The sequence below is a fragment of the Caulobacter henricii genome, from assembly GCF_001414055.1.
GTDB classification, from domain to species: Bacteria; Pseudomonadota; Alphaproteobacteria; order Caulobacterales; family Caulobacteraceae; genus Caulobacter; species Caulobacter henricii.
In genome coordinates, this window is sequence record NZ_CP013002.1 from 3537586 (window position 1) to 3558089 (window position 20504).

General features: G+C 67.4%; 12 protein-coding genes and 1 riboswitch. Of the genes, 7 read left to right on the plus strand and 5 right to left on the minus strand.

Going from position 1 to position 20504, the window contains the following annotated elements:
* Nucleotides 1-53: 53 nt before the first annotated feature.
* From rpe to AQ619_RS16655, 6 genes are all read left to right on the plus strand, one after another.
* Nucleotides 54-716, plus strand: a complete 663-nt coding sequence (rpe, locus tag AQ619_RS16630) for a ribulose-phosphate 3-epimerase (RefSeq protein ID WP_062150259.1) — start codon at nt 54-56, stop codon at nt 714-716.
* An 8-nt stretch (nt 717-724) separates the two neighbouring features.
* Nucleotides 725-2467 (plus strand): heparinase II/III family protein, encoded by a 1743-nt coding sequence (locus tag AQ619_RS16635; protein WP_062150262.1) that lies wholly within the window; start codon nt 725-727, stop codon nt 2465-2467.
* A gap of 51 nt (nt 2468-2518) precedes the next feature.
* Entirely contained in the window at nt 2519-2758 is a 240-nt protein-coding gene (locus AQ619_RS16640) for a hypothetical protein (RefSeq protein WP_236849498.1), read from the plus strand.
* Nucleotides 2759-2936: 178 nt separating this feature from the next.
* Complete coding sequence (locus AQ619_RS16645; protein ID WP_062150267.1) at nt 2937-4892, plus strand: hybrid sensor histidine kinase/response regulator; 1956 nt, start codon at nt 2937-2939, stop codon at nt 4890-4892.
* A gap of 88 nt (nt 4893-4980) precedes the next feature.
* A riboswitch (ZMP/ZTP riboswitch) is annotated at nt 4981-5061 on the plus strand.
* A 31-nt stretch (nt 5062-5092) separates the two neighbouring features.
* The gene (gene purH / locus AQ619_RS16650; RefSeq protein WP_062150270.1) at nt 5093-6685 is read left to right on the plus strand and encodes a bifunctional phosphoribosylaminoimidazolecarboxamide formyltransferase/IMP cyclohydrolase; all 1593 of its coding nucleotides are present in this window, start codon (nt 5093-5095) and stop codon (nt 6683-6685) included.
* A 10-nt stretch (nt 6686-6695) separates the two neighbouring features.
* Entirely contained in the window at nt 6696-7454 is a 759-nt protein-coding gene (locus AQ619_RS16655; protein WP_062151785.1) for a dienelactone hydrolase family protein, read from the plus strand.
* Here AQ619_RS16655 and AQ619_RS16660 read toward each other — a convergent pair.
* From AQ619_RS16660 to AQ619_RS16675, 4 genes are all read right to left on the minus strand, one after another.
* Nucleotides 7451-8647 carry a DUF418 domain-containing protein gene (locus AQ619_RS16660; RefSeq protein WP_062150274.1) on the minus strand — a complete coding sequence of 399 codons (1197 nt, stop codon included), beginning with the start codon at nt 8645-8647 and terminating at the stop codon, nt 7451-7453. The genes AQ619_RS16655 and AQ619_RS16660 overlap by 4 nt on opposite strands.
* Before the next feature lie 57 nt (nt 8648-8704).
* Nucleotides 8705-10006 carry an MFS transporter gene (locus AQ619_RS16665; protein WP_236849499.1) on the minus strand — a complete coding sequence of 434 codons (1302 nt, stop codon included), beginning with the start codon at nt 10004-10006 and terminating at the stop codon, nt 8705-8707.
* Nucleotides 10007-10080: 74 nt separating this feature from the next.
* A complete protein-coding gene (locus AQ619_RS16670; RefSeq protein ID WP_062150279.1) occupies nt 10081-14934 on the minus strand; it encodes an NAD-glutamate dehydrogenase in 4854 nt (1617 codons plus the stop codon).
* A 274-nt stretch (nt 14935-15208) separates the two neighbouring features.
* Nucleotides 15209-16339 carry an AI-2E family transporter gene (locus tag AQ619_RS16675; RefSeq protein ID WP_084746111.1) on the minus strand — a complete coding sequence of 377 codons (1131 nt, stop codon included), beginning with the start codon at nt 16337-16339 and terminating at the stop codon, nt 15209-15211.
* 97 nt (nt 16340-16436) lie between these two features.
* Between AQ619_RS16675 and AQ619_RS16680 the strand changes: the two genes are divergently transcribed.
* On the plus strand, nt 16437-17966 hold the full coding sequence (locus AQ619_RS16680) for a helicase HerA-like C-terminal domain-containing protein (RefSeq protein ID WP_062150283.1): 1530 nt from the start codon (nt 16437-16439) through the stop codon (nt 17964-17966).
* A 31-nt stretch (nt 17967-17997) separates the two neighbouring features.
* Here the strand turns inward: AQ619_RS16680 and AQ619_RS16685 are convergent, their stop codons facing one another.
* Entirely contained in the window at nt 17998-20442 is a 2445-nt protein-coding gene (locus tag AQ619_RS16685) for an EAL domain-containing protein (protein ID WP_062150285.1), read from the minus strand.
* Nucleotides 20443-20504: the final 62 nt, after the last annotated feature.

Below are 20504 nucleotides of genomic sequence, written 5' to 3' on the forward strand. Positions count from 1 at the left end.
GCGCGACCATCCGTTCGCTTGTCCCACGCGGCGACCCCGGTTAAGCCAAGGGCATGACCGCCGCACCGCTCATCGCCCCGTCCATCCTCGCCTCCGACTTTGCCAAGCTCGGCCAGGAGGTCGCCGCCATCGAAGCGGCCGGTGCCGACTGGGTGCATGTCGACGTGATGGACGGCCATTTCGTGCCCAACATCACCCTGGGCCCTGACATCGTCAAAGCCATCCGGCCGCATGCCAGTATCCCCTTTGACGTCCACCTGATGATCAGCCCGGCAGACCCCTATCTCGAAGCCTTCCGCGCCGCCGGGGCGGACATCATCAGCATCCATCCCGAGGCCGGACCGCACCTGCACCGTTCGCTGAAGCGCATCCGCGAGCTGGGGGCCAAGGCCGGGGTGGTGTTCAATCCCTCGACCTCGATCGACCATGTCGAGTGGATCCTGGAAGACGTCGACCTGCTGCTGGTCATGTCGGTCAATCCGGGCTTTGGCGGCCAGAGCTTCATTCCCGGCCAACTGCGCAAGGTCGAGGCCCTGCGCAAGATGGTCGACAGGGCGGGCCTGGACATCATCATCGAGGTCGACGGCGGCGTGACCCCGGCTACCGCCCCGCAATGTGTCGCCGCCGGGGCCACGGCCCTGGTCGCCGGCTCGGCGGTGTTCAAGGGCGGACCCGAGGCCTATGCCGGCAATATCCGCGCACTGAAGGGCGGCTGATCGCCCCGATGGTGGCCGAACGCATCGCGCGCCTCTTCTCAGGATTCCCCGCCCTTCCGCGCGGCGGGATCCTGTCGCGGGCGATCGGGGCCAACATCAAGCGGCACGTCGAACGCGAATGGTTCGGCTCGCCGCCGCACCGGCTGCTGATCACCCTGCCGCGGCCCGGCGGCCTGGCGGCCCGGCCCCACGATCCGCGTCCCGTCGATCCCGAGCATGGCCGCAAGATCCTGGCCGGGATCATGACCCTGTCGGGCGGGGCCCTGCGCCTGGGCGAGGCCGGCGATCCGTTCGACACCCCCAGCCCCTCGCGCCGCTTCGCCCTGGCCCTGCACCGCTTCGACTGGCTGCCTGATCTGGTCGCCGCCGGCAGCCAGGAGGGCCACAATGCCGGGGCCCGCCGCGCCCTGCGCCTGCTGGACGACTGGCGCCGGGTCTTCGGCCGCTGGAACGCCTTTTCCTGGAGCGGCGAATGCCTGGAGCGGCGGGTTTTTCACCTGGCCTGCGCCGCCCGCACCCTGGCGAGCGAGGGCTCCGACGCCGAGGTCGCCGACCTGACCCTGGACCTGGCCCGCCAGGCCCGCCAGCTGCTCAAGGCCTCCGACGCCCCGGACCGGACCCTGGAACGGGCCGTGACCGTGACCATTGCCGGCTGTGTCCTGGCCGACCGGCCGGGCGAGCGCCTGATCGACCAGGGCCTGAAGATCATTGCCCGTGAGATCGACCGGATCGTGCTGGGCGACGGGGGCCATGCCAGCCGCTCGCCCGAGGCCGGGCTGGAGCTGCTGTTCGACCTCCTGACCCTCGACGATGCCCTCGGTCAGCGCGGCCGCCCGTCGCCGGAAGCCGTCAGCCGGGCCATCGACCGGCTGGCCTCGGCGACGCGGTTCTTCACCCTGGCCGATGGTCAGCTGGCGGCCTTCCATGGCGGCGAGGCCGTGCCCTCCACCCGCATCGCCGCCGCCCTGGCCCATGACGATGCCGGTCCGCGCCCGCCCTTCTCGGCCAGCCACAGCGGCTATGAGCGCCTGCAGGGTGCCAGTCTGCAGATCATGGCCGATGCCGGCATCCCGGCCACCGGCGTGCTGAGTCGCGCCGCCTGCGCCCAGCCGGCCGCCATCGAGATCGTCTGCGGCAAGGACCGGCTGATCACCAGCTGCGGCTGGAGCCCGGAGGCCGGGGGTGCCCATGCCTTCCGCCTGTCGGATGCCGCCTCGACCCTGTCGGTCGGCGATGGCTCGGCCGGCCGGCCCCTGTCAGGCTTCCGTGCCCATGCCCTGGGCCCCTGGCTGGTCGATGGCGCGACCGATGTCCAGATCAAGCGCCATGACGCCGAGAACGGGGTCTGGCTGGACGTCGTCCATGACGGCTGGCGACGCCTGGGCCTCTCGCACGCCCGCCGGCTGTTCCTGGACATCACCCACGACGAACTGCGCGGCGAGGACAGCCTGATCCCTATCGCCCCCGGCGACGCCGCCGGCCCGCGCCGCTATCTGCCCTTCGCTGCCCGCTTCCACCTCCACCCAGACGCCCGCGCCTCGATCGCCCGCGACGGCAAGAGCGTGCTGATCCGCGGGCCGTCCAATGTCGGCTGGTGGCTGCGCAATGACGCCGTCGACGTCGAGATCGCCGCCTCGGCCCATTTCGACCACGGCCAGGCCCGCAAGGCCGGCCAGATCGTGCTGAAGAGCCAGGTCCGCCCCGAGGTCGGGGCCAAGATCCGCTGGAAGCTGACCCGGGCCGAGGGCTAGGCGGTGGGGTTCGCGCGAAGGCCGCCGCTGGATCCCGGCCGCTTACGGCAGGTGCCTGACTACAGCCAGGACGAGGTCGCCGAGGTCTGCACGGCCCTGGCCGCCGAGGCTCCGGCGCTCTGGGCGGTGCTGGTGCGCGAGGCACAGGCGCCGGCAAGCGTGACCAAGGCCGACTACGACGATTGTTATGACGCCCTGCTGACCTGGCTGTTCGAGCGGCGGTATGTGGATACGCACATCGAGATGGCGATGTTGTTCAAGGCGGTGAGGGGGCGGGCGGGGGGCGCTTAAGCTCTGAACGACGCGGGCTTGGCAGGCGTCAGGCTGGACCTTTTCATCCGCCCCCAGAAAGGGAGAGGAACTTCATCTCCTCACCCCACGAGACAAATCGTCGCAAGGCCGCCGCTAGCCGAGTCGGTCTAAATCCTAGGCACCGCAGATTACCGCTGCACGCGCAGTTTGAGGCCATATGATCGCCGGAGCTCTGGACCAGACCTCGACTGTGACCGCTACCCTGCAGGCCGCCCTTGATGTGGTGCCCAACGGTTTCGCGGTGTTCGACGCCGATGACCGGTGCCTCATGTGGAACGCACGCTATGCGCGTCTGTGGGCCAATTGGGGCATCGCGCTGACGCCGCTGGCGCGGTTCGAGGATCTGCTGCTCGCCGGACTGGCCGCAGGGCGCTATCCCGAGGGGTCTGCTGCGCCCGATGCTTGGCTCGCCCATCAGTTGGCCCGCCGCAAGCTTGATATGGCCGAGGAGTTTCGGGAGGAATTCGGCGAGCATCTGCGCTTTGAAAACCGTCGCACGCCTTCGGGCGGCATTGTAACCACCTGTGTCGACATTACCGACCTGCGCCGTGGCCAGGAACAGGCCCGGTCCGCTCAGTCCTTCCTCGACGCCGTGATCGAGAACGTGCCGGCCGCGCTGTTCATCAAGGACGGCGATACGGGCCGCTTCCTGCTGGTCAACCGGACCGCCGAAGATCTGCTGGGCTTGTCGCGCGCCGACCTGCTGGGCAAGAACGACCACGACTTCTTCCCCCTCGAACAGGCTGATTACTTCGCCGCCGTAGACCGTCAGGTGGTGGAGAGCGGCGAACTGGTCACCATCGACGAGGAGCCGCTGGACACGCCGCACAACGGCCGCCGCTGGCTACAGACCCGCAAGATCGCCGTTTCGGGCGAGGATGGTCGCCGCCACCTGCTGGTGATCTGCGAGGACATCACCGGGCGCAAGGCCAACGCCGCCGCTCTGGCCCAGGCCCTTGAAAAGGCCGAAGCCGGCAGCATCGCCAAGAGCGAATTCCTGGCCAATATGAGCCACGAGATCCGCACACCGCTCAACGGCGTGGTCGGCATGGCCGAGGTGTTCAGCCGCACCGCCCTGGACGAGGCCCAGCGCGAGATGATGGCGGTTATCCTCAATTCGGGGCGCACGCTGAACCTGCTGCTCAGCGACATCCTGGACCTGTCGAAGATCGAGGCCGGGGCCCTGGATCTGGCCGAGGAGCCGCTGGATCTGCGCGAAGCGGTCAGCGCCGCCGTTGCCGTCTTCGAGGCCGTGGCCCAGAACAAGGGCCTGACCTTTCAGCTCACCTTTGCCGAAGACTTCCACGATCACGCCTCGGGCGACGCCCTGCGTCTGCGCCAGATCATCGCCAACCTGACCAGCAATGCGGTCAAGTTCACCGCCCGGGGTGTGGTTGCCATCCAGGCCGGGACGCAGCTCCAGTCCGACGGACGACTGGGGCTGACCGTCACGGTCAGCGACAGCGGTGAAGGCTTCGACCCCGCCACCGGCGATCGGCTGTTCGAACGCTTCCAGCAGGCTGACGGCTCGGTGACCCGCAAGGTCGGCGGCACCGGCCTGGGCTTGCCCATAGCCCGGCGGCTGGCCCGGTTGATGGGCGGCGATATCGTTTGCACCGCCCGGCCCGGGGCCGGGGCCACCTTCACCTTTCATGCCCCACTGACGGCCAGCCAGGCCCCGGCGCCGGAGCCAGTCCTCGACCCCTCGGCGGCCTGGGCCGAGGCACCCCGGCTGCGGGTGCTGCTGGCCGAAGACCATCCCACCAACCAGCAGGTGGTCTGCCTGATGCTGGCGGACGTCGCAGACGTTACCGTGGCGGCCGACGGCCAGGCGGCGATCGAGGCCTTTGATAGCAACCCCTTTGACGTCGTACTGATGGACACCCAGATGCCGGTCCTGGACGGCCTGGCGGCCATAGCCGCGATCCGCGCCCGGGAAGGCCAGCTAAACACCCGGCGCACCCCGATCATCTCCCTCACCGCCAATGCCATGCCCCATCAGGTCAAGGCCTGCCTGGATGCCGGCGCTGACCTGCATCTGGCCAAGCCCGTCAGCATCCAGGGCTTGCTGGCCAGCCTGAACACGGTTCTGTCGGGCGGGGTCCAGACCTGAACCCTCCCTCAAGGGGTGACCGGGAAGCCGAGCAGCGGCGGCGCACGCAAGGCGCGATTGACTCCCCGGGCTTCCCCCTTATTTTCCGCCCCGTTCGGGTGACTGGCGCTGGAGGTGGGCAACCACCGGGGAGCTCGAACGCAGATCGCCGCGCGCCTGGGCTCCTCACTGTCTCGTTTCACCAGACCCGGAGTCCCGCTGTGCCCGCCGCCCCCGACTATCCCGCCGCCCCCGATCTCGTTGCGCCCAAGCGCGCCCTGCTGTCGGTCTCCGACAAGACCGGCCTGGTCGAGGCGGCGCGGGTGCTGCACGCGGCCGGCGTCGAACTGGTCTCGACCGGCGGCACCAAGGCGGCGATCGCGGCGGCCGGCCTGCCGGTCAAGGACGTCTCGGACCTGACGGGCTTTCCCGAAATGATGGATGGCCGGGTCAAGACCCTGCACCCCATCGTCCACGGCGGCCTGCTGGGCGTGCGTGACGCCCCCGAACACGCCCAGGCCATGGCCGAGCACGGCATCGGCGGCATCGATATCCTCTATGTGAATCTGTATCCGTTCGAGGCCACCGTGGCCAAGGGCGGCAGCTATGCCGAATGCGTCGAGAACATCGACATCGGCGGCCCGGCCATGATCCGCTCGGCGGCCAAGAACCACGGCTATGTCGCCGTCTGTACCGACCCTTCGGACCTCGCCGAGGTGCTGGACGCCCTGGCCGCCGGTGGCGGCACCAGCCTGGTCCTGCGCCAGACCCTTGCGGCCCGCGCCTATGCCCGCACGGCGGCCTATGACGCGGCGATCAGCGCCTGGTTCGCGGCCGCCCTCGGTCAGGACTTCCCGGCTCGCAAGGCGATCGCCGGCGAGCTGCGCCAGGTGATGCGCTATGGCGAGAACCCGCACCAGAAGGCGGCCTTCTACGCCTTCCCCAACCCTCGCGTCGGGGTGGCCACGGCGACCCAGCTGCAGGGCAAGGAACTGTCCTACAACAACATCAATGACACCGACGCCGCCTTCGAGCTGATCGCCGAGTTCGATCCGGCGGCCGGTCCGGCCGTGGCGATCATCAAGCACGCCAACCCCTGCGGCGTGGCCGTCGGCGCAACCCAGCGCGAGGCCTATGAGCGGGCCCTGGCCTGTGACCCGACCTCGGCCTTCGGCGGCATAGTGGCCGTCAATAGCCGCCTGACCCGCGAGGCGGCCCTGCAGATGGTCGAGATCTTCACCGAGGTGGTGATCGCGCCGGAGGCGGACGATGACGCCATTGCCGTATTTGCGGCCAAGAAGAACCTGCGCCTGCTGGTCACCGGCGGCCTGCCGGACGCCCTGTCGACCGGCGACACCTTCAAGAGCGTGGCCGGGGGCTTCCTGGTGCAGTCGCGTGACGATGCCCGGATCACGGCGTCGGACCTGAAGATCGTCACCAAACGTCAGCCGACGGACGAAGAGGTCCGCGACATGCTGTTCGCCTTCACAGTGGGCAAGCACGTCAAGTCCAATGCCATCGTCTATGCCCGCGCCGGCCAGACCCTCGGTGTCGGGGCTGGCCAGATGAACCGCAAGGATTCGGCCCGGATCGCCGCCCTGCGCGCCGCCGATTTCGGCCTCGACCTGGCGGGCTGCGCCTGCGCCTCGGAAGCCTTCTTCCCGTTCGCCGACGGGCTGATCCAGGCCGCCGAGGCCGGAGCCACCGCGATCATCCAGCCGGGCGGCTCGATGCGTGACGGCGAGGTGATCGAGGCCGCCGACCGCCTGGGCCTGACCATGGCCTTCACCGGCGTGCGGGTGTTCAGGCATTAGGATCCCGATGATGCAAAGCGCCACCTGGGGAGCCAAGGTCATCGAGCACTCGCGGGTGTTTAAACCCGAGGGCACCGGCCCCTTCCCGGTGGCGCTGATCCTGCACGGCTGCGGCGGCAAGACGCCGTTTCTCGAGGCCTATGCCCAGACGGCCGTCGAGGCCGGCTATGCGGCCGTGGTCGTCGATTCCCTTGAGCCGCGCGGCCTGTCGAGCCTGGACGCCAAGCTGACGGTCTGTACCGGCCTGAGGCTGCGCGGACACAGGCGAGCCGCCGACCTGTTCGGAGTCATGGCCTGGCTCGAGGGCGAGGCCTGGGCCGATCCGCGGCGGATCTTCCTGGCCGGCTGGAGCCATGGCGGCTGGACGATCATGGACGCCTTTGCCCTCGGCCCCCGGGTCGGTGCGGTGACGGGTCTGGCCGACGCCGATCCGGCCAAGCTGCGCGACCGGGTCCGTGGCGCGCTGCTGGTCTATCCCTATGCCGGCTATCCCGCCCTGACCACGCGACAGGGCTGGGGCGGCGGCGGGCCGAAGGTGTTTGCCGTACTGGCCGGCCGCGACCAGGTGGTGGGCTGGAAGGCCCCCAAGCGCGCCCTGGAGCGGCTGATCGCCGACGGTCTGGGCGTCGACACCGTGTTCCATGCCGACGCCACCCACGCCTTTGACGATGACCGGGCCAATGATCCGCGCGCCCGCTACCGGCCCGACCTGTTTGCCCAGACCCGGGACTATTTCAGCCAGGCCCTGAGGCAGGGCCTGGAGGGCTAGGCTGCGGCCCTGGCCTTCAGGATCGGGGTCGGGCCGCGATAGAGCCGACGCCAGAACCACTCCAGCGGCCCCATGGTGAAGCGGTCCATCCACCATTTCGACCACAGGATCTGCAGGATCCAGACGCCGACGACGATCAGGGCCAGGACCGGCCGGTCGACCTTGCCATGCAGGTTCAGCCCCCGGCCGCCATAGAAGATCGCGGTCATGATCACGGACTGGGTCAGGTAGTTGGTGAAGGCCATCTGGCCGACCGGGGCCAGGATCTCCGGGATCTTCTTCCAGAAGCCCGCTGACCGCGAGGCGAACACCATCAGGCTGACATAGGCCAGGGTGGTCAGGGGCGCGGTGGCCATCTGCACGACCCCGGCCGCCATGCCGAGCGTTCTGGGCAGTCCGGTCAGGGCAAAGGTGATGAAGAGCCCGCCCGTGACCGCGAGGGCCAGCAGGCCGACGACGGTGAGAATGACATAGGTCTTCTTCGAGGCCTCGCCGGTCAGGACGCCGGTCTTGAAGCAGCCCAGACCGATCAGCATCAGGCTGGTGGTCATCACCGCAATGATCGGCTCCCCGGCCAGCAGCGGCAGGCGGTCCTTGGCGTTCTGGATCAGGGACTGCAGGAAGGTCCCGGCATACTGGGCGGCGGCGGCACTGTTCTCGGCCGCCTCCTTGGCGGTCCGGGCCGCCTCCTTGGCCGCATCCTGCGGGATGAACAGAGCCGCGACCGTACCGGCCACCATCAGCAGGCTGAAGCCGATCCAGATGCCGATCCCGACCTTGAACAGCCGGCTAGGGGCCCAGGAGCGGGCAAACATCACGACGAAACCGGCCAGGGCGTAGCTCAGCAGCACATCGCCGAACCAGATCGCAAAGCCGTGCAGCAGGCCAAAGAGCACCATCCACATCAGCCGCTTGCGCAGGATGGCCCCCTTTTCGGTCTCGGACCGTTCACCCCCGACCAGGAAGATCGAGACGCCGAACAGCATCGAGAACAGGGTCACGAACTTGCGCTGGAACAACCACTGGGTGGCGACCCAGACCGAGACCGTGTCGGCACCCGTGCCATGCGGCCAGTGCCGTACCGACTCGGCCAGGCCGGCCGTGACGGCGAAGTCCGGCGCATTGCAAAGCAGGATGCCCAGCACCCCCAGGCCCCGCAGGGAATCCAGCAGGACGATTCGTGACTTGATCATGTGCCCCCCCAGGCATTTCCGGGGCAGCCTAGACCCGACAGGCCCGGATTTACAACCTCAGGCTCCGGCGGCGGGCGGCCGGTCCGGCGTTCGGAACAGGACCAGGGCTCCGGCGATCATGAAACTGGCGGAAACGGCCACCGCGATCCGCTGATCGCCAAAGGCACTGGTGCCGATGGCGATGATCAGGGGGGCCAGAAAGGCCGTGGCCTTGCCGGACAGGGCGTAGAGGCCGAACCAGCGGCCGGACTCTCCGACCGGGGCCAGCTCGGCCATCCAGGCCCGCAGCGACGCCTGGGCAGGCCCGAAGGTCAGGCCGACAAACAGGCTGAAGAACAGATAGACCTGCTCGGACGTGCTGGCGAACAGGGCTCCGCCGTCCACGGGCGGTGCGACCGGAATCAGGAAGAACAGCCGGTCCGTGCCGACGCAGCCGATCCCGGCAGCACCGAACAGCACCACGGCCACGGCGATCAGCACGGTCTTGCGGGACCCAAGCCTCTGATCCACACGACCGCCGATGAAGGTCCCGATGCCGGCCGTCACCGAAAGGGCGATGGCATAGAGGCCCAGCTCCGTCGTCGTCCAGCCGAACAGTCCGGCCGCCAGCACACCGCCAAAGGCGATGAAGCTGGAAATCCCGTCGCCCAGCAGCATCCGGCCGACCAGGAACTTCAACATGTGGGGCCGGGACGGAAGGGTTTTGATCGTCGTCCACAACTCGGCCAGGGGTCTGGCGTCCGGCGCGACGGCCGGCGGCGTCGGGGCGCTGATCATCAAAGGCCAGCTGAACAGCAGGAACCACAGGGCGACCATCGGGCCCACAATGCGGTCCGGCTCGTGCAGGGCCTTGTCCAGACCGAGCATCGGCTTGTCCGGCAGCGAGAAGGCGAACAGCACGATGAACAGCGAGATGAGGGCCCCGACATAGGCCATGGCCCAGGCCGTACCGGACAGCCGGCCGACCTGGCCCGGTCGGGCGACGAGCGGCAGCAGGGCGTTCATCACCGAGCCGCCGAGCTCGGCCGTGACCCCCGCCACGACCAGGCAGGCCAGGACGGGCAGAATACGCGAGGTATCGCCCGGCGTCGCCAGCCACAGGCCGGCGCTGGCCAGAACAAACGGAACAGCAAGGGCGATCAGCCAGGTGCGTGGATTGCGCCGGGCGTCGACGGCTGCGCCGACCAGGGGACTCAGCACCGCGATCGCCAGGCCCGACACCGCACCGGCATAGCCCAGAAGACTCTGGCCCCGCGCCGCATCGCCCACAAAGCCGGCCGCGAAATAGGGGGTGAAGATGAAGGTGGCGATCAGCGCCCAGTAGGGCTGTTGCGCCCATTCATAGGCAGCCCACGCCACGCGGCGCCGATCATCCTGGTGCATCCCAAGCCCCCCTTCGGCCTCCCCCGGCTGGGGGAGACCGAAATCCAACCCTAGCCTGCGTTGGCCAGTTCGCGCAGCGCCGCATTGGCGATGGTCAGCTTGGCGAAGGTCCAGCCGCCACCGGCGGTCTCGATGTCCTCGACCGTGCGCTTGGCCGAGCGCACCCGATCCATCCGCAGGGCGGCCCAGGAGGTCACCGCCGCCTTGGCCGAAAGCTCATCCTCGCCGGCCTGGGCATTGGCCGAGAACTTCAGCACCGCCTGGGTGATCGCGGTCTGCTCACTGAGCAGGTCCTCGATCAGGCGGCGCACGGCCAGACGCTCGAAGGCGTCGCCGCCGACAAAGGACCCGGCCGCGCCGCGCAGTCGGTCGAAGCCGAAAGCGGCCCCGGCCTGGTGATAGAGCCGGGCCACGGCCTTGACGGTCCAGCTGGAGCCGCCGGCCAGGTCCACCAGATCGGCGGCGATGGTCAGGGGCTGCAGGGCCGCCACGGCCTGGGCCAGGGCTTCCGGCGCACCCTCGGCGACGTAGCCCTTGACCCGTTTGGCCACGGCCTTCTGCTCATAGGGTGACAGCACGGCCGGGGTCATGTCGCGCAGCTCCGCAACCGCCGGACCGTAGTTGTCGACCAGGGTCTTGACCGACGCCTTGTCGCGGAAGGCCCGTCGGGCCAGCCAGAAGGTCAGGCTGCGGAGGGCATAGGCCAGGGCCTTGTAGAGCGCCGTCTGACCGGCGGCCGAGGCATGGTTGTCCAGCGCGCCGACCTGGGCCCACAGGGCGTCTGCGCCGAGAATCCGGCGCGCAGCCGTGAAACCGGTGACCAGGGCGGTGACATCGCAGCCCGCGGCGGCCTTCAGGCGCGTCGCAAAGGTCGGGCCACACATGTTGACCATCTGGTTGCCGACTACCGTGGCGATGATCTCGCGCTTCAGCCGGTGCTTCTGCATCTGGTCGGCATAGCGATCGAGCGCCGCGGGGAAATAGCCGCGCAGGGTCGCCTCAAACCAGGGATCGTCCGGCGCATTGGAGGCAACGATCTCGTCGAACAGGTCGAGCTTGCCATAGGCCAGCAGCACGGCCAGTTCCGGCCGGGTCAGACCCTTGCCTGCCGCGCCGCGTTCCAGCAGGACGGTATTGGTCGGCAGACCTTCGACCTTGCGGTCCAGGCGTCCGCGGCTTTCCAGATTGACCATGTAACGGATCTGGGAGTCGACCTCGCTGGTGGCATCGCTTTCCAGCAGGGTCAGGGCCAGGGTCTGGTCGTAATTATGCTCCAGCACGTGATGGGCGACATCGTCGGTCATCGAGGCCAGGAGGATGTTGCGGCTGGGGCGATCCAGCTCCCCGGCCCGTTCGAGCAGGCCGGTCAGGATCTTGATATTGACCTCATGGTCGGAGCTGTCGACGCCGGCCGAATTGTCGATGGCGTCGGTATTGATATGGCCTCCGGCCGCCGCGAACTCGATGCGGCCGGCCTGGGTCAGACCCAGATTGGCGCCCTCACCGACCACCTTGACCCGCAGCTCGGAGCCATTGACCCGCACGGCATCATTGGCCTTGTCTCCGGCGTCGGCATGGCTCTCGCCCCTAGCCTTCACATAGGTGCCGATGCCGCCAAGATAGAGCAGCTCGGCCTTGGAGGTCAGGATCGCGGTCATCAGCTCGGCCGGGGAAACGGCCTCGGCCTTGATCTCGAACAGGGCCCGAACCTCGGCCGACAGCGGAATGCTCTTCAGGCTGCGCGCGAACACACCGCCGCCCGGCGAGATCTTGCTGCGGTCATAATCGTCCCACGACGACCGCGGCAGCTTGAACATGCGGTCGCGCTCTTCCCAGGACGAGGCGGTGTCCGGATTGGGATCCAGGAAGATGTGACGGTGATCGAAAGCGGCCAGCAGACGGGTCTGCTTGGACAGCAACATGCCGTTGCCGAACACATCGCCGCTCATGTCGCCGACCCCGACCACGGTGAAGGGTTGGGTCTGGATGTCCTTGCCCATTTCACGGAAGTGGCGCTTGACCGCTTCCCAGGCCCCGCGGGCCGTGATGCCCATGACCTTGTGGTCATAGCCGACCGAGCCGCCCGAGGCGAAGGCGTCGCCCAGCCAGAAGCCGTAGTCTTCAGCCACGCCGTTGGCGATATCGGAGAAGGTCGCCGTTCCCTTGTCGGCGGCCACGACCAGATAGGGGTCCTCGCCGTCATGTACGACGACTGAGGGCGGCGGCACGACCCGGTTGTCGGCGTCGATATTGTCGGTGATGTCCAGCAGGCCCGACAGGAAGGTCTTATAGGCCCTGATCGCCTCGTTGCGCACCGCTTCGGGGGTTCCGCCGCGCGGCAACTGCTTGGGATAGAAGCCGCCCTTCGAGCCGACCGGCACGATGACCGCATTCTTGACCTGCTGGGCCTTGACCAGCCCCAGCACCTCGGTGCGGAAATCATCCCGGCGATCGGACCAGCGCAGACCACCGCGGGCCACCGGCCCAAAGCGGAGATGCACCCCTTCGATGTGCGGCGCGGAAATGAAGATCTCGCGATAGGGCTTGGGCGCGGGCAGGTCCTCAAGCTCGCGGGAGGCGATCTTGAAGCTGATATAGGGCTTGGGCTGACCGTCGGCCCCGGGCTGATAGAAGTTGGTGCGCTGGATCGCGCCGACCAGGGCGGCGATCCGGCGCAGGACCCGGTCGGCGTCCAGGCTTTCGACGGCTTGCAGAGCCTCGCTGATCTTGGCCTCAACCGCCTTGGCCTGCTCCTTGCGGGTCGGCAGGTCGACGAGAATGGCCGGATCGAACTTGGTCTGGAACAGGTCGAGGATCAGGCGCGACACGCCGGGGTGATCGGCAAGCGCCTGCTCCTGCACGCCCTGGCTGGGGTCAAGCCCCGATTGCTGGCGATAGCGGGCCAGACCCCGGATCAGGGCGGCTTCGCGCCAGCCGATCCCCAGTTCCAGCACCAGACGGTTGAACCCGTCGCTCTCGGCGCGACCGGTCCAGATGGCGACGAAGGCCGCTTCGAAGGCCAGCTTCACATCGCCGAAGGTCAGGTGTTCGCCCTGCTCGTCGGCCAGCACGAACTCATGGACCCAGACCGGCGCGGGTTCACCCCCGTCGCCGACGGGCGAAACCTTGTGGCCATCCTCGATCAGGGCCTTCAGGCCCATGTGCTCGAGAATGGGCAGCACGTCGGCCAGGGGCGCGGCGGCAGTCGGTCGATAAAGTTTGAACCGGAAGGTCTTGGCGCTGTCTTCGGGACGGCGGAAGGCGCGGACACGAACGGCCTCGCCTTCGGTCAGGGCATCGATGACCTCGATATCGGCCAGGGCCTCGGCGGCGTCATACTGATCGCGATAGCCGGGCGGGAAGGCCCCGGCATAGCGCGCCAGGGTCGAGCCGACCCGTCCAGGTGCGCCGCCGTCGCGGATTGCTGCATCGAAGCGGTCCTCCCAGGTGCGAGCCGTCTCGGCAATCGCCGCTTCCAGCTGGGCCATATCCGGTTCGCGATGGTCCCCAGGGGTCACACCGATGATGAAGTGAACCCGCGCGAGGGGCGCATCGGTGAAGCTCGGATAATAGGCGGAAACCCGGCCGCCAAAGGCTTCTGCGAGCAGTTTGCCGGCCCGCTCGCGGACGCCGGAATCATAGCGCTCCCGCGGCACGAACAGCAGGGCGGATATGAACCGGTCAAACGGATCACGGCGGGAGAACAGGCTCACCCGCGGGCGGTCATAGAGGTGGAGAACCCCCAGCGCCATGCTCAGCAACTGGTCGGTGTCCGTCTGAAACAGTTCGTCGCGCGGCCAGGTCTCGAGGATGTTGCGCAGCCGCTTGCCGTTGTGGCTGTCGGGGTCCTTGCTGGCGCTCTCCAGAACCCGCGCCACCTTGCGGCGGATCAGCGGCACGTCATAGGCGCGGGTTTCGTAGGCTTCGGCCGTGAACAGCCCGACAAAGCGCACCTCGCCGGAGGGCTTGCCGTCAGCGCCGTACCGTCGCACGCCGACATAGTCCATGTAGCCGCGGCGATGGACGCGCGAGCGCAGGTTCGACTTGGCGACGACAATCGGATCGCCGATCTCGATATGGTCCCGAATCTGGCGCGACAGGATGGCCGGCTCACTGCCGCGTCGCAGCACGGTCCGGACTTCATCCCGAAGAACACCCAGATTTCCCTCGGGGCGGTCCAGCGGCTCTTCGGCCGCATAACCACCATCGCTGGTCCGGGGATAGTCATAGACCCGCGCACCGAGGAACACGAAGTGGTCGTCAGCCAGCCAGTCGAGGAAGTCGAGGTCTTCAGCCCGCTCCTCCGCCGGAATGGCGACCTTGGTGTCGCGCAGTTCGGTAATCGTCCGGCGCATCAGGTTGCGCATGGCCTCGAAGTCCTGAACGGCCAGTCGGACATCGGCCAGGGCTTCACTGACAGCCTGGATCAGGGCGGCTTCGCGATCCTCGCCCACCGGCGCAAGATAGATCTGGATCATCGAGCGGCGCTGACCGCCGACCTCGGCCACGGGGTGGAACATGGCGCGGACCTGGAAGCCGGCTTCGGCTACGGCGCCCATGATGCTGTCGACAAGGAAGGGACGATCCTGCTGGATGATCTCAAGAAGATCTCCGCGCAGAGACGTCCCGTCGGGCTTGCAGGCCGGCCGAAGGCGAATGGCCGGCTCGTTGACGTCAGCGACCGTCTCGCCGAAGCGCCAGAAATCGGCAAGCGCAACGGCGGTATCGCCGGCGTCAAAACCGGGCAACTCATCGGCGGACCAGTCATCCTGGGCCTGGGCGAGAAAATGAGCGGCCTGTGCCGGCAGGGACTCAACGGATGTTCCCAGGGCCTGGGCGAAAGCCGAGATCAGCTGGCCGCTACCTGGCCCCTGAATCTGGGGGTCATTTTTTGCACCAACCATGGGTTTTCCTCGCGTTTTTTTGGCAGCAACCTAGACTTTTTGGGGCGCGATTCAACCAGGCCGTCAAAAATACGCAAAAGATCTTGCGAATTCAGGAGCTCTGGGAATGTCTTGCAACAACGGAAGCGCCGCCGGTGGGGGAACCGGCGGCGCAGACCCGCCGGGGGGGGCTGGCGGGCATTATCCGCAGCGGGCGCGCCGGAGAACCAGGCTGCGTCGCGCGGGGTCCGACCAATGGGGGGGGCGTCGGACACTTCAGAGATAGGGGCCACTTTCAGGATTTTAAGTCCCCGTCGGCGACTTTCTGTTGGGTGTCGGTGGAAGGCGTGGGGATAGCCGAGCTAGATCCGTCCGAGGCCGCACCGGCAACCTGCGGATCGCCGTCTTCCGACAACAGGATGGCGATCCAGCGCGAGCCGTCAAACTGGGCCAGAATGACCATGAAGGCCACGGTCAGCGGCGTTGACAGAAACATGCCCGGCACGCCCCACAAGGCACCCCACAGGGCCAGGGAGAGCAGAACCACGGTCGGATCCATGTTCAGGCTGTCGCCCTGCATGCGCGGCAGGACGATGTTGCCAACCACGAAATAGATGGCCTGCAGGGCCAGGAACAGGACGACGGCCGGCACGAAGCTGTCGGGGAACTGCACGAGGGCGAACAGCGGCGGCAGGAAGCAGCCGATCGCACCGCCGACAATCGGGATGTAGCTGGCCAGGAAAATCAGGAAGGCCCAGAAGAAGGCGTTGTCGAGCCGCAGCAGGGCCATGACGAGCCAGGCTCCCACGGCAATCATCAGGCCCGTTACGGTCTGGATCCACAGATACTGCTCGATGCCGTCGCGGATCCGGTGAAACAGCACCATGGCCCGGCCGCGCTCGATCGACTGCGGAAACAGGGCGACGATCTTGCGGCTGAACCCGCGACGGGACGCGATGATGAAGCCCAGATAGATCAGAACCAGCACCGCGCTGGCCGCGAAGTTCTGCAGGCTCTGGGCGGCCGCGCCGACAAAACGCTGCGGATTGAGCTGGGTGATCAGGTCACCCATCGTCGGGGCCACATGGATGCCGACCGCATGGGCCAGGTTGGCGATCACATCATTGAGCCTCGGCGCATAGGTCTTCAGCTGGTCGACGAAGCCGGCACTGTTCTCGGCGACCAACCATACGGACAGGCCAAACAGCAGGATCAGGAAGACGATCGCGGTCGGCAGGGCCACGTGCTTCGGAAATCGGGCCTTTTGGATCAGGACGCGCGAAAAGCTGTCGATCATCACGGCGAGGAACACCGCCAGGGCCAGGGGCGTCAGAATGTCCCGCATCCAGAGCAGGGCTGCACCGCCCGCGATCACCGCCAGGAAAACCACGGCATTGCGCGTTGCGGCCGAGGAGGAAACGGTCATTCAGCGACTCCAGAAGGGCGCGATACTCTGCCCGCCGCGATTGGCGCGACGCAAGGGCGCGGTTAGGGTCGAACTGCAAGTTTGAAGGAAGTTTCATATGACGCTGACGATTGGTGAAGGTGAAATCCTGATCGGACTGGGGGAAGGACCCGTGACCCAGCGTCTGGACCGGTCAAATCGGCATGGCGTCGTGGCCGGCGCGACCGGCACGGGCAAGACCGTCACCCTGCAGATCATGGCCCAGGCCTTTTCCGAGGCCGGCGTGCCCGTCTTCGCCGCCGACGTGAAGGGCGACCTGTCCGGCATCGCCGTGGCCGGCACACCCAATGACAAGATGCTGGCCCGCGCCGCGACGATGGACCTGACCCTGACCCCCGGCGCGCCCCCGACCGTCTTCTGGGACCTGTTTGGCCAGAAGGGGCACCCGATTCGCACGACCATCTCGGAGATGGGGCCGGTCCTGCTGGCGCGCCTGCTGGAGCTCAATGATGTTCAGGAAGGCGTCCTGACCATCGTTTTCCACGTGGCCGACAAGGATGGACTGCTGCTGCTGGATCTCAAGGATCTGCAGGCCGCCCTGAAATATGTCGCCGACCACGCCGCCGATATCGGCACCCTATACGGCAATGTTTCGCCGGCCACCGTTGGCGCGATCCAGCGCAAGCTTCTGACCCTTCAGAGCCAGGGGGCCGAGAACTTCTTCGGTGAACCGGCGCTGAAGCTGGCGGACATCATGCGCACCGACGTGGCCGGCCGCGGCTATGTCAATTTGCTGGCCGCCGACAAGCTGATCCAGTCCCCCAAGCTCTATTCGACCTTCCTGCTTTGGCTGCTGTCAGAACTGTTCGAAGAGCTGCCCGAGCTGGGCGATCCCGAAAAGCCCCGCCTAGTCTTCTTCTTTGACGAAGCCCACCTGCTGTTCAATGACGCGCCCAAGCCCCTGCTGGAGAAGATCGAGCAGGTGGTGCGCCTGATCCGCTCCAAGGGCGTGGGGATCTATTTCGTCACCCAGAACCCGGCCGACATCCCGGATGCCGTGCTGGGTCAGCTGGGTGCCCGCATCCAGCATGCCCTGCGCGCCTATACCCCTGCCGATCAGAAGGGCCTGAAGGCGGCTGCCCAGTCCTTCCGGGTCAATCCCTCCTTCGACACCGCTGAGACCATCCAGGGCCTCGGCGTCGGCGAGGCCCTGGTCTCGACCCTCGACGCCAAGGGCGCGCCCTGTGTCGTGCAGAAGACCATGATCCGGCCACCGGCTTCGCGACTGGGACCGCTTACGCCGGAAGAGCGCGCCGCCCTGATCGCCCAGAGCCCGGTCGCCGGGCTTTATGACACCGCCCAGGATCGCGACAGCGCCTACGAAATCCTGCAGGGCCGGGCGCGGGAAGCCCAGCGCGAAGCCGAGGCCTCGCAGGAGGCGGCCGAGGCAGAAAAGCGTCGCGAGGCCGAAGACAAGGTCCGGGCCCGGGAAGAAGCGCGAGAGGCGCGCACCGCGCCACGACCGAGGGCTTCAAGCCGCCAGGGCATGGCCGAGACCTTCGCCAAGTCGTTGCTGCGCACCGTCGCCAGTCAGGCGGGCCGCGAGATCATGCGCGGGCTGCTGGGGAGCCTGAAGCGCAGTCGCTAGCGAGGCGGCAGGGTTCTGACCCGGTCCGCGGTCAGGCCGCGGACCGCCGCGAACGCCGGGTGGCCTGCGGTTCGGCCGGAGCCTGCGTCTGGTCCGGGGCTTGGGCTGGTGCCGGGTTGGCCCGGGTCCAGGCCTCGAGCGTGTGCAAGGGGCCCGGCCGACCGATGGCATAGCCCTGCAGCTCCGCGCAGTCCTCGCTGCGCAGGAAGTTGATCTGTTCCTGGGTCTCGACACCCTCGGCCACGACCGGGATCTCGAGGCTGCGGCCCAGTCCGAGGACGGCCCGGACGATCACGGTGGCGCGGTCGTGGCGATGGATGTTTTCCACGAAGCTCTTGTCGATCTTGATCTTGTCGAACGGGAAGGACTGCAAGGTCGACAGGGATGAGAAGCCGGTGCCGAAATCGTCCATGGCGATGCGGACGCCGAGCGCCTTCAGCCGGCGCAGGTTGTCGAGCGCCCGCTGATAGTCCTTGAACAGGGCGCTCTCGGTGATCTCCAGCTCGAGACGATGCGGTGACAGGCCCGTCGAGATCAGCACCTCATGCACGAGGGTCGGCAGGGCGGGGTTGTTGAGCTGTAGCGGCGACAGATTGACCGCAATCCGCAGGGGTTTCTCCCAGGCGGCGGCATCGGCGCAGGCCTGGCGCAGGACCCATTCGCCCAGCGGGGCGATCAGGCCGTTCTCTTCGGCCACCGGAATGAAGTCGAGCGGCGGGATCATGCCGCGGGTCGGATGCTGCCAGCGGACCAGGGCCTCAAAGCCGCAGACCTCACCATCAGCGGCGCGCGCCAGGGGCTGGTAGTAGACCACCAGCTCCCCGTCCGTAATGCCCTGTTTCAGGTCACGGGCCAGGGACCGGCGTTCGCGGATCGACTCGTCCATCTCCCGCTTGAAGAAGCGATAGATGCCGCGGCCGCCCTCCTTGGCGCGAGACAGCGCCATGTCGGCATTGGCCATCAGAGACTCGGCGGTGCGACCATCATCCGGGTAGAGACTGACTCCAAGGCTCGCGCCCATGGTCAGATCCTGGCCCTCGAACATGACCGGTGTTGCCAGGGCATCGAGCATCCGCCCGGACAGCTCGGCGGCGGCCGTCGGTTGATCACCGCCCCCCACCTGCACGACAATGAACTCGTCGCCACCCAGGCGCGCGGCAAAGGACGGCGCAGTAACGGAATCCTGGAGGCGGCGCGCGGTCTCGACCAGCAGGGCGTCGCCGGCCAGATGACCATGCTGGTCATTGGCTTCCTTGAAGTGGTCGAGGTCGATGCAGATCACCGACAGCGTCTCGCCCGAGGCCTCGACCCGTTCGATGGTCGCCGCCAGACGGGTCTGGAGCGAATTGCGGTTCAGCAGGCCGGTCAGGCCGTCATGTTCGGCCAGGTAGCGGATCTTTTCCTCGGCCGAACGACGCTCGCGCAGATCCCGGACGGCCAGCACGGTCAGACCCGAAGTCTCGGTCCGGGCCCCGTCGTCCATCAGACGGGCAAAGACTTCGACCGGAATTTCGCGGCCACCCTCAACCGGCTGCAGGACGCCTTCGCGGCGGACGTCGTCGCGAGAGCCTTCGCCGCCGCTGAACCGCAGGATCTCGCCGTACAGGGGCTTGCCGGTGATCTCGGCGAGTGGAGCGCCCAGCAGCTCGCAGAAAGCGGCATTGGCATCATTGATGCGGCCGTCCTGCACCACGACGATGCCTTCGTAGGCCGCATTGGCCAGCCGGCGGATGCGTTCCAGCGCCGAACGGGTGGTCTGGGATTCGATGGCAACCGCGCCGAGGCCGCCCAGAATGATCAGGCCGGTGATGCTGGTGACCGCCAGGGTCAGGACGCCGCCCGACAGCAGCTGATCTGGCACGATGATGGCCGCGTCGGGCACGGTGGTGATGGCACCCATGCCTGTGAAATGCAGGCCGCAGACTCCGAGAGTCAGCATGACGCCGCCCAGGACCTGCTTGCCGAGGCTGCGGGCGCGGCCCGCCAGGATCAGGGCGGCCGTACAGCCTGCGACGCCGAACAGGACCGAGGCCCCAACCGTGGCATGTTCCCAGACCAGATGGCCCTGGGTCACGAAGGCAGTCATGCCCGTATAGTGCATGGACGCGACGCCCATGCCGAGGATCAGGCCGCCGGCCATGTCGTTGGTGCGGGTGCGCTGGGCCGACGCAACGACGAAGCCCGAGCCCATGAACAGGACGGCGATCATCAGGGACAACAAGGTCCCGGTCGGGCTGTAACCGGTCTTGAGGCCGGGATCATAGGCGACCATGCCGATAAAATGGGTGGCCCAGACCCCCGAGCCGCAGACAAGCCCAGTCAGCAGAAGCCAGGCCGCCCGGACCAGCCCCTTGGCGCCGCGCATGCGCGAGTAAAGCCTGAACGCCGTGAAGCAGGCCGCAAAGCAAACGACCGCTGCCACGCCGACCAACCGATAATCATGCTCGGTCGTCAGACAGGTCAAAACCTTTAACACACGCGGTTCCCCCGGATCACAGACCTCAAACGATACGGGAGGAGTTACAAATAAACAGTTTC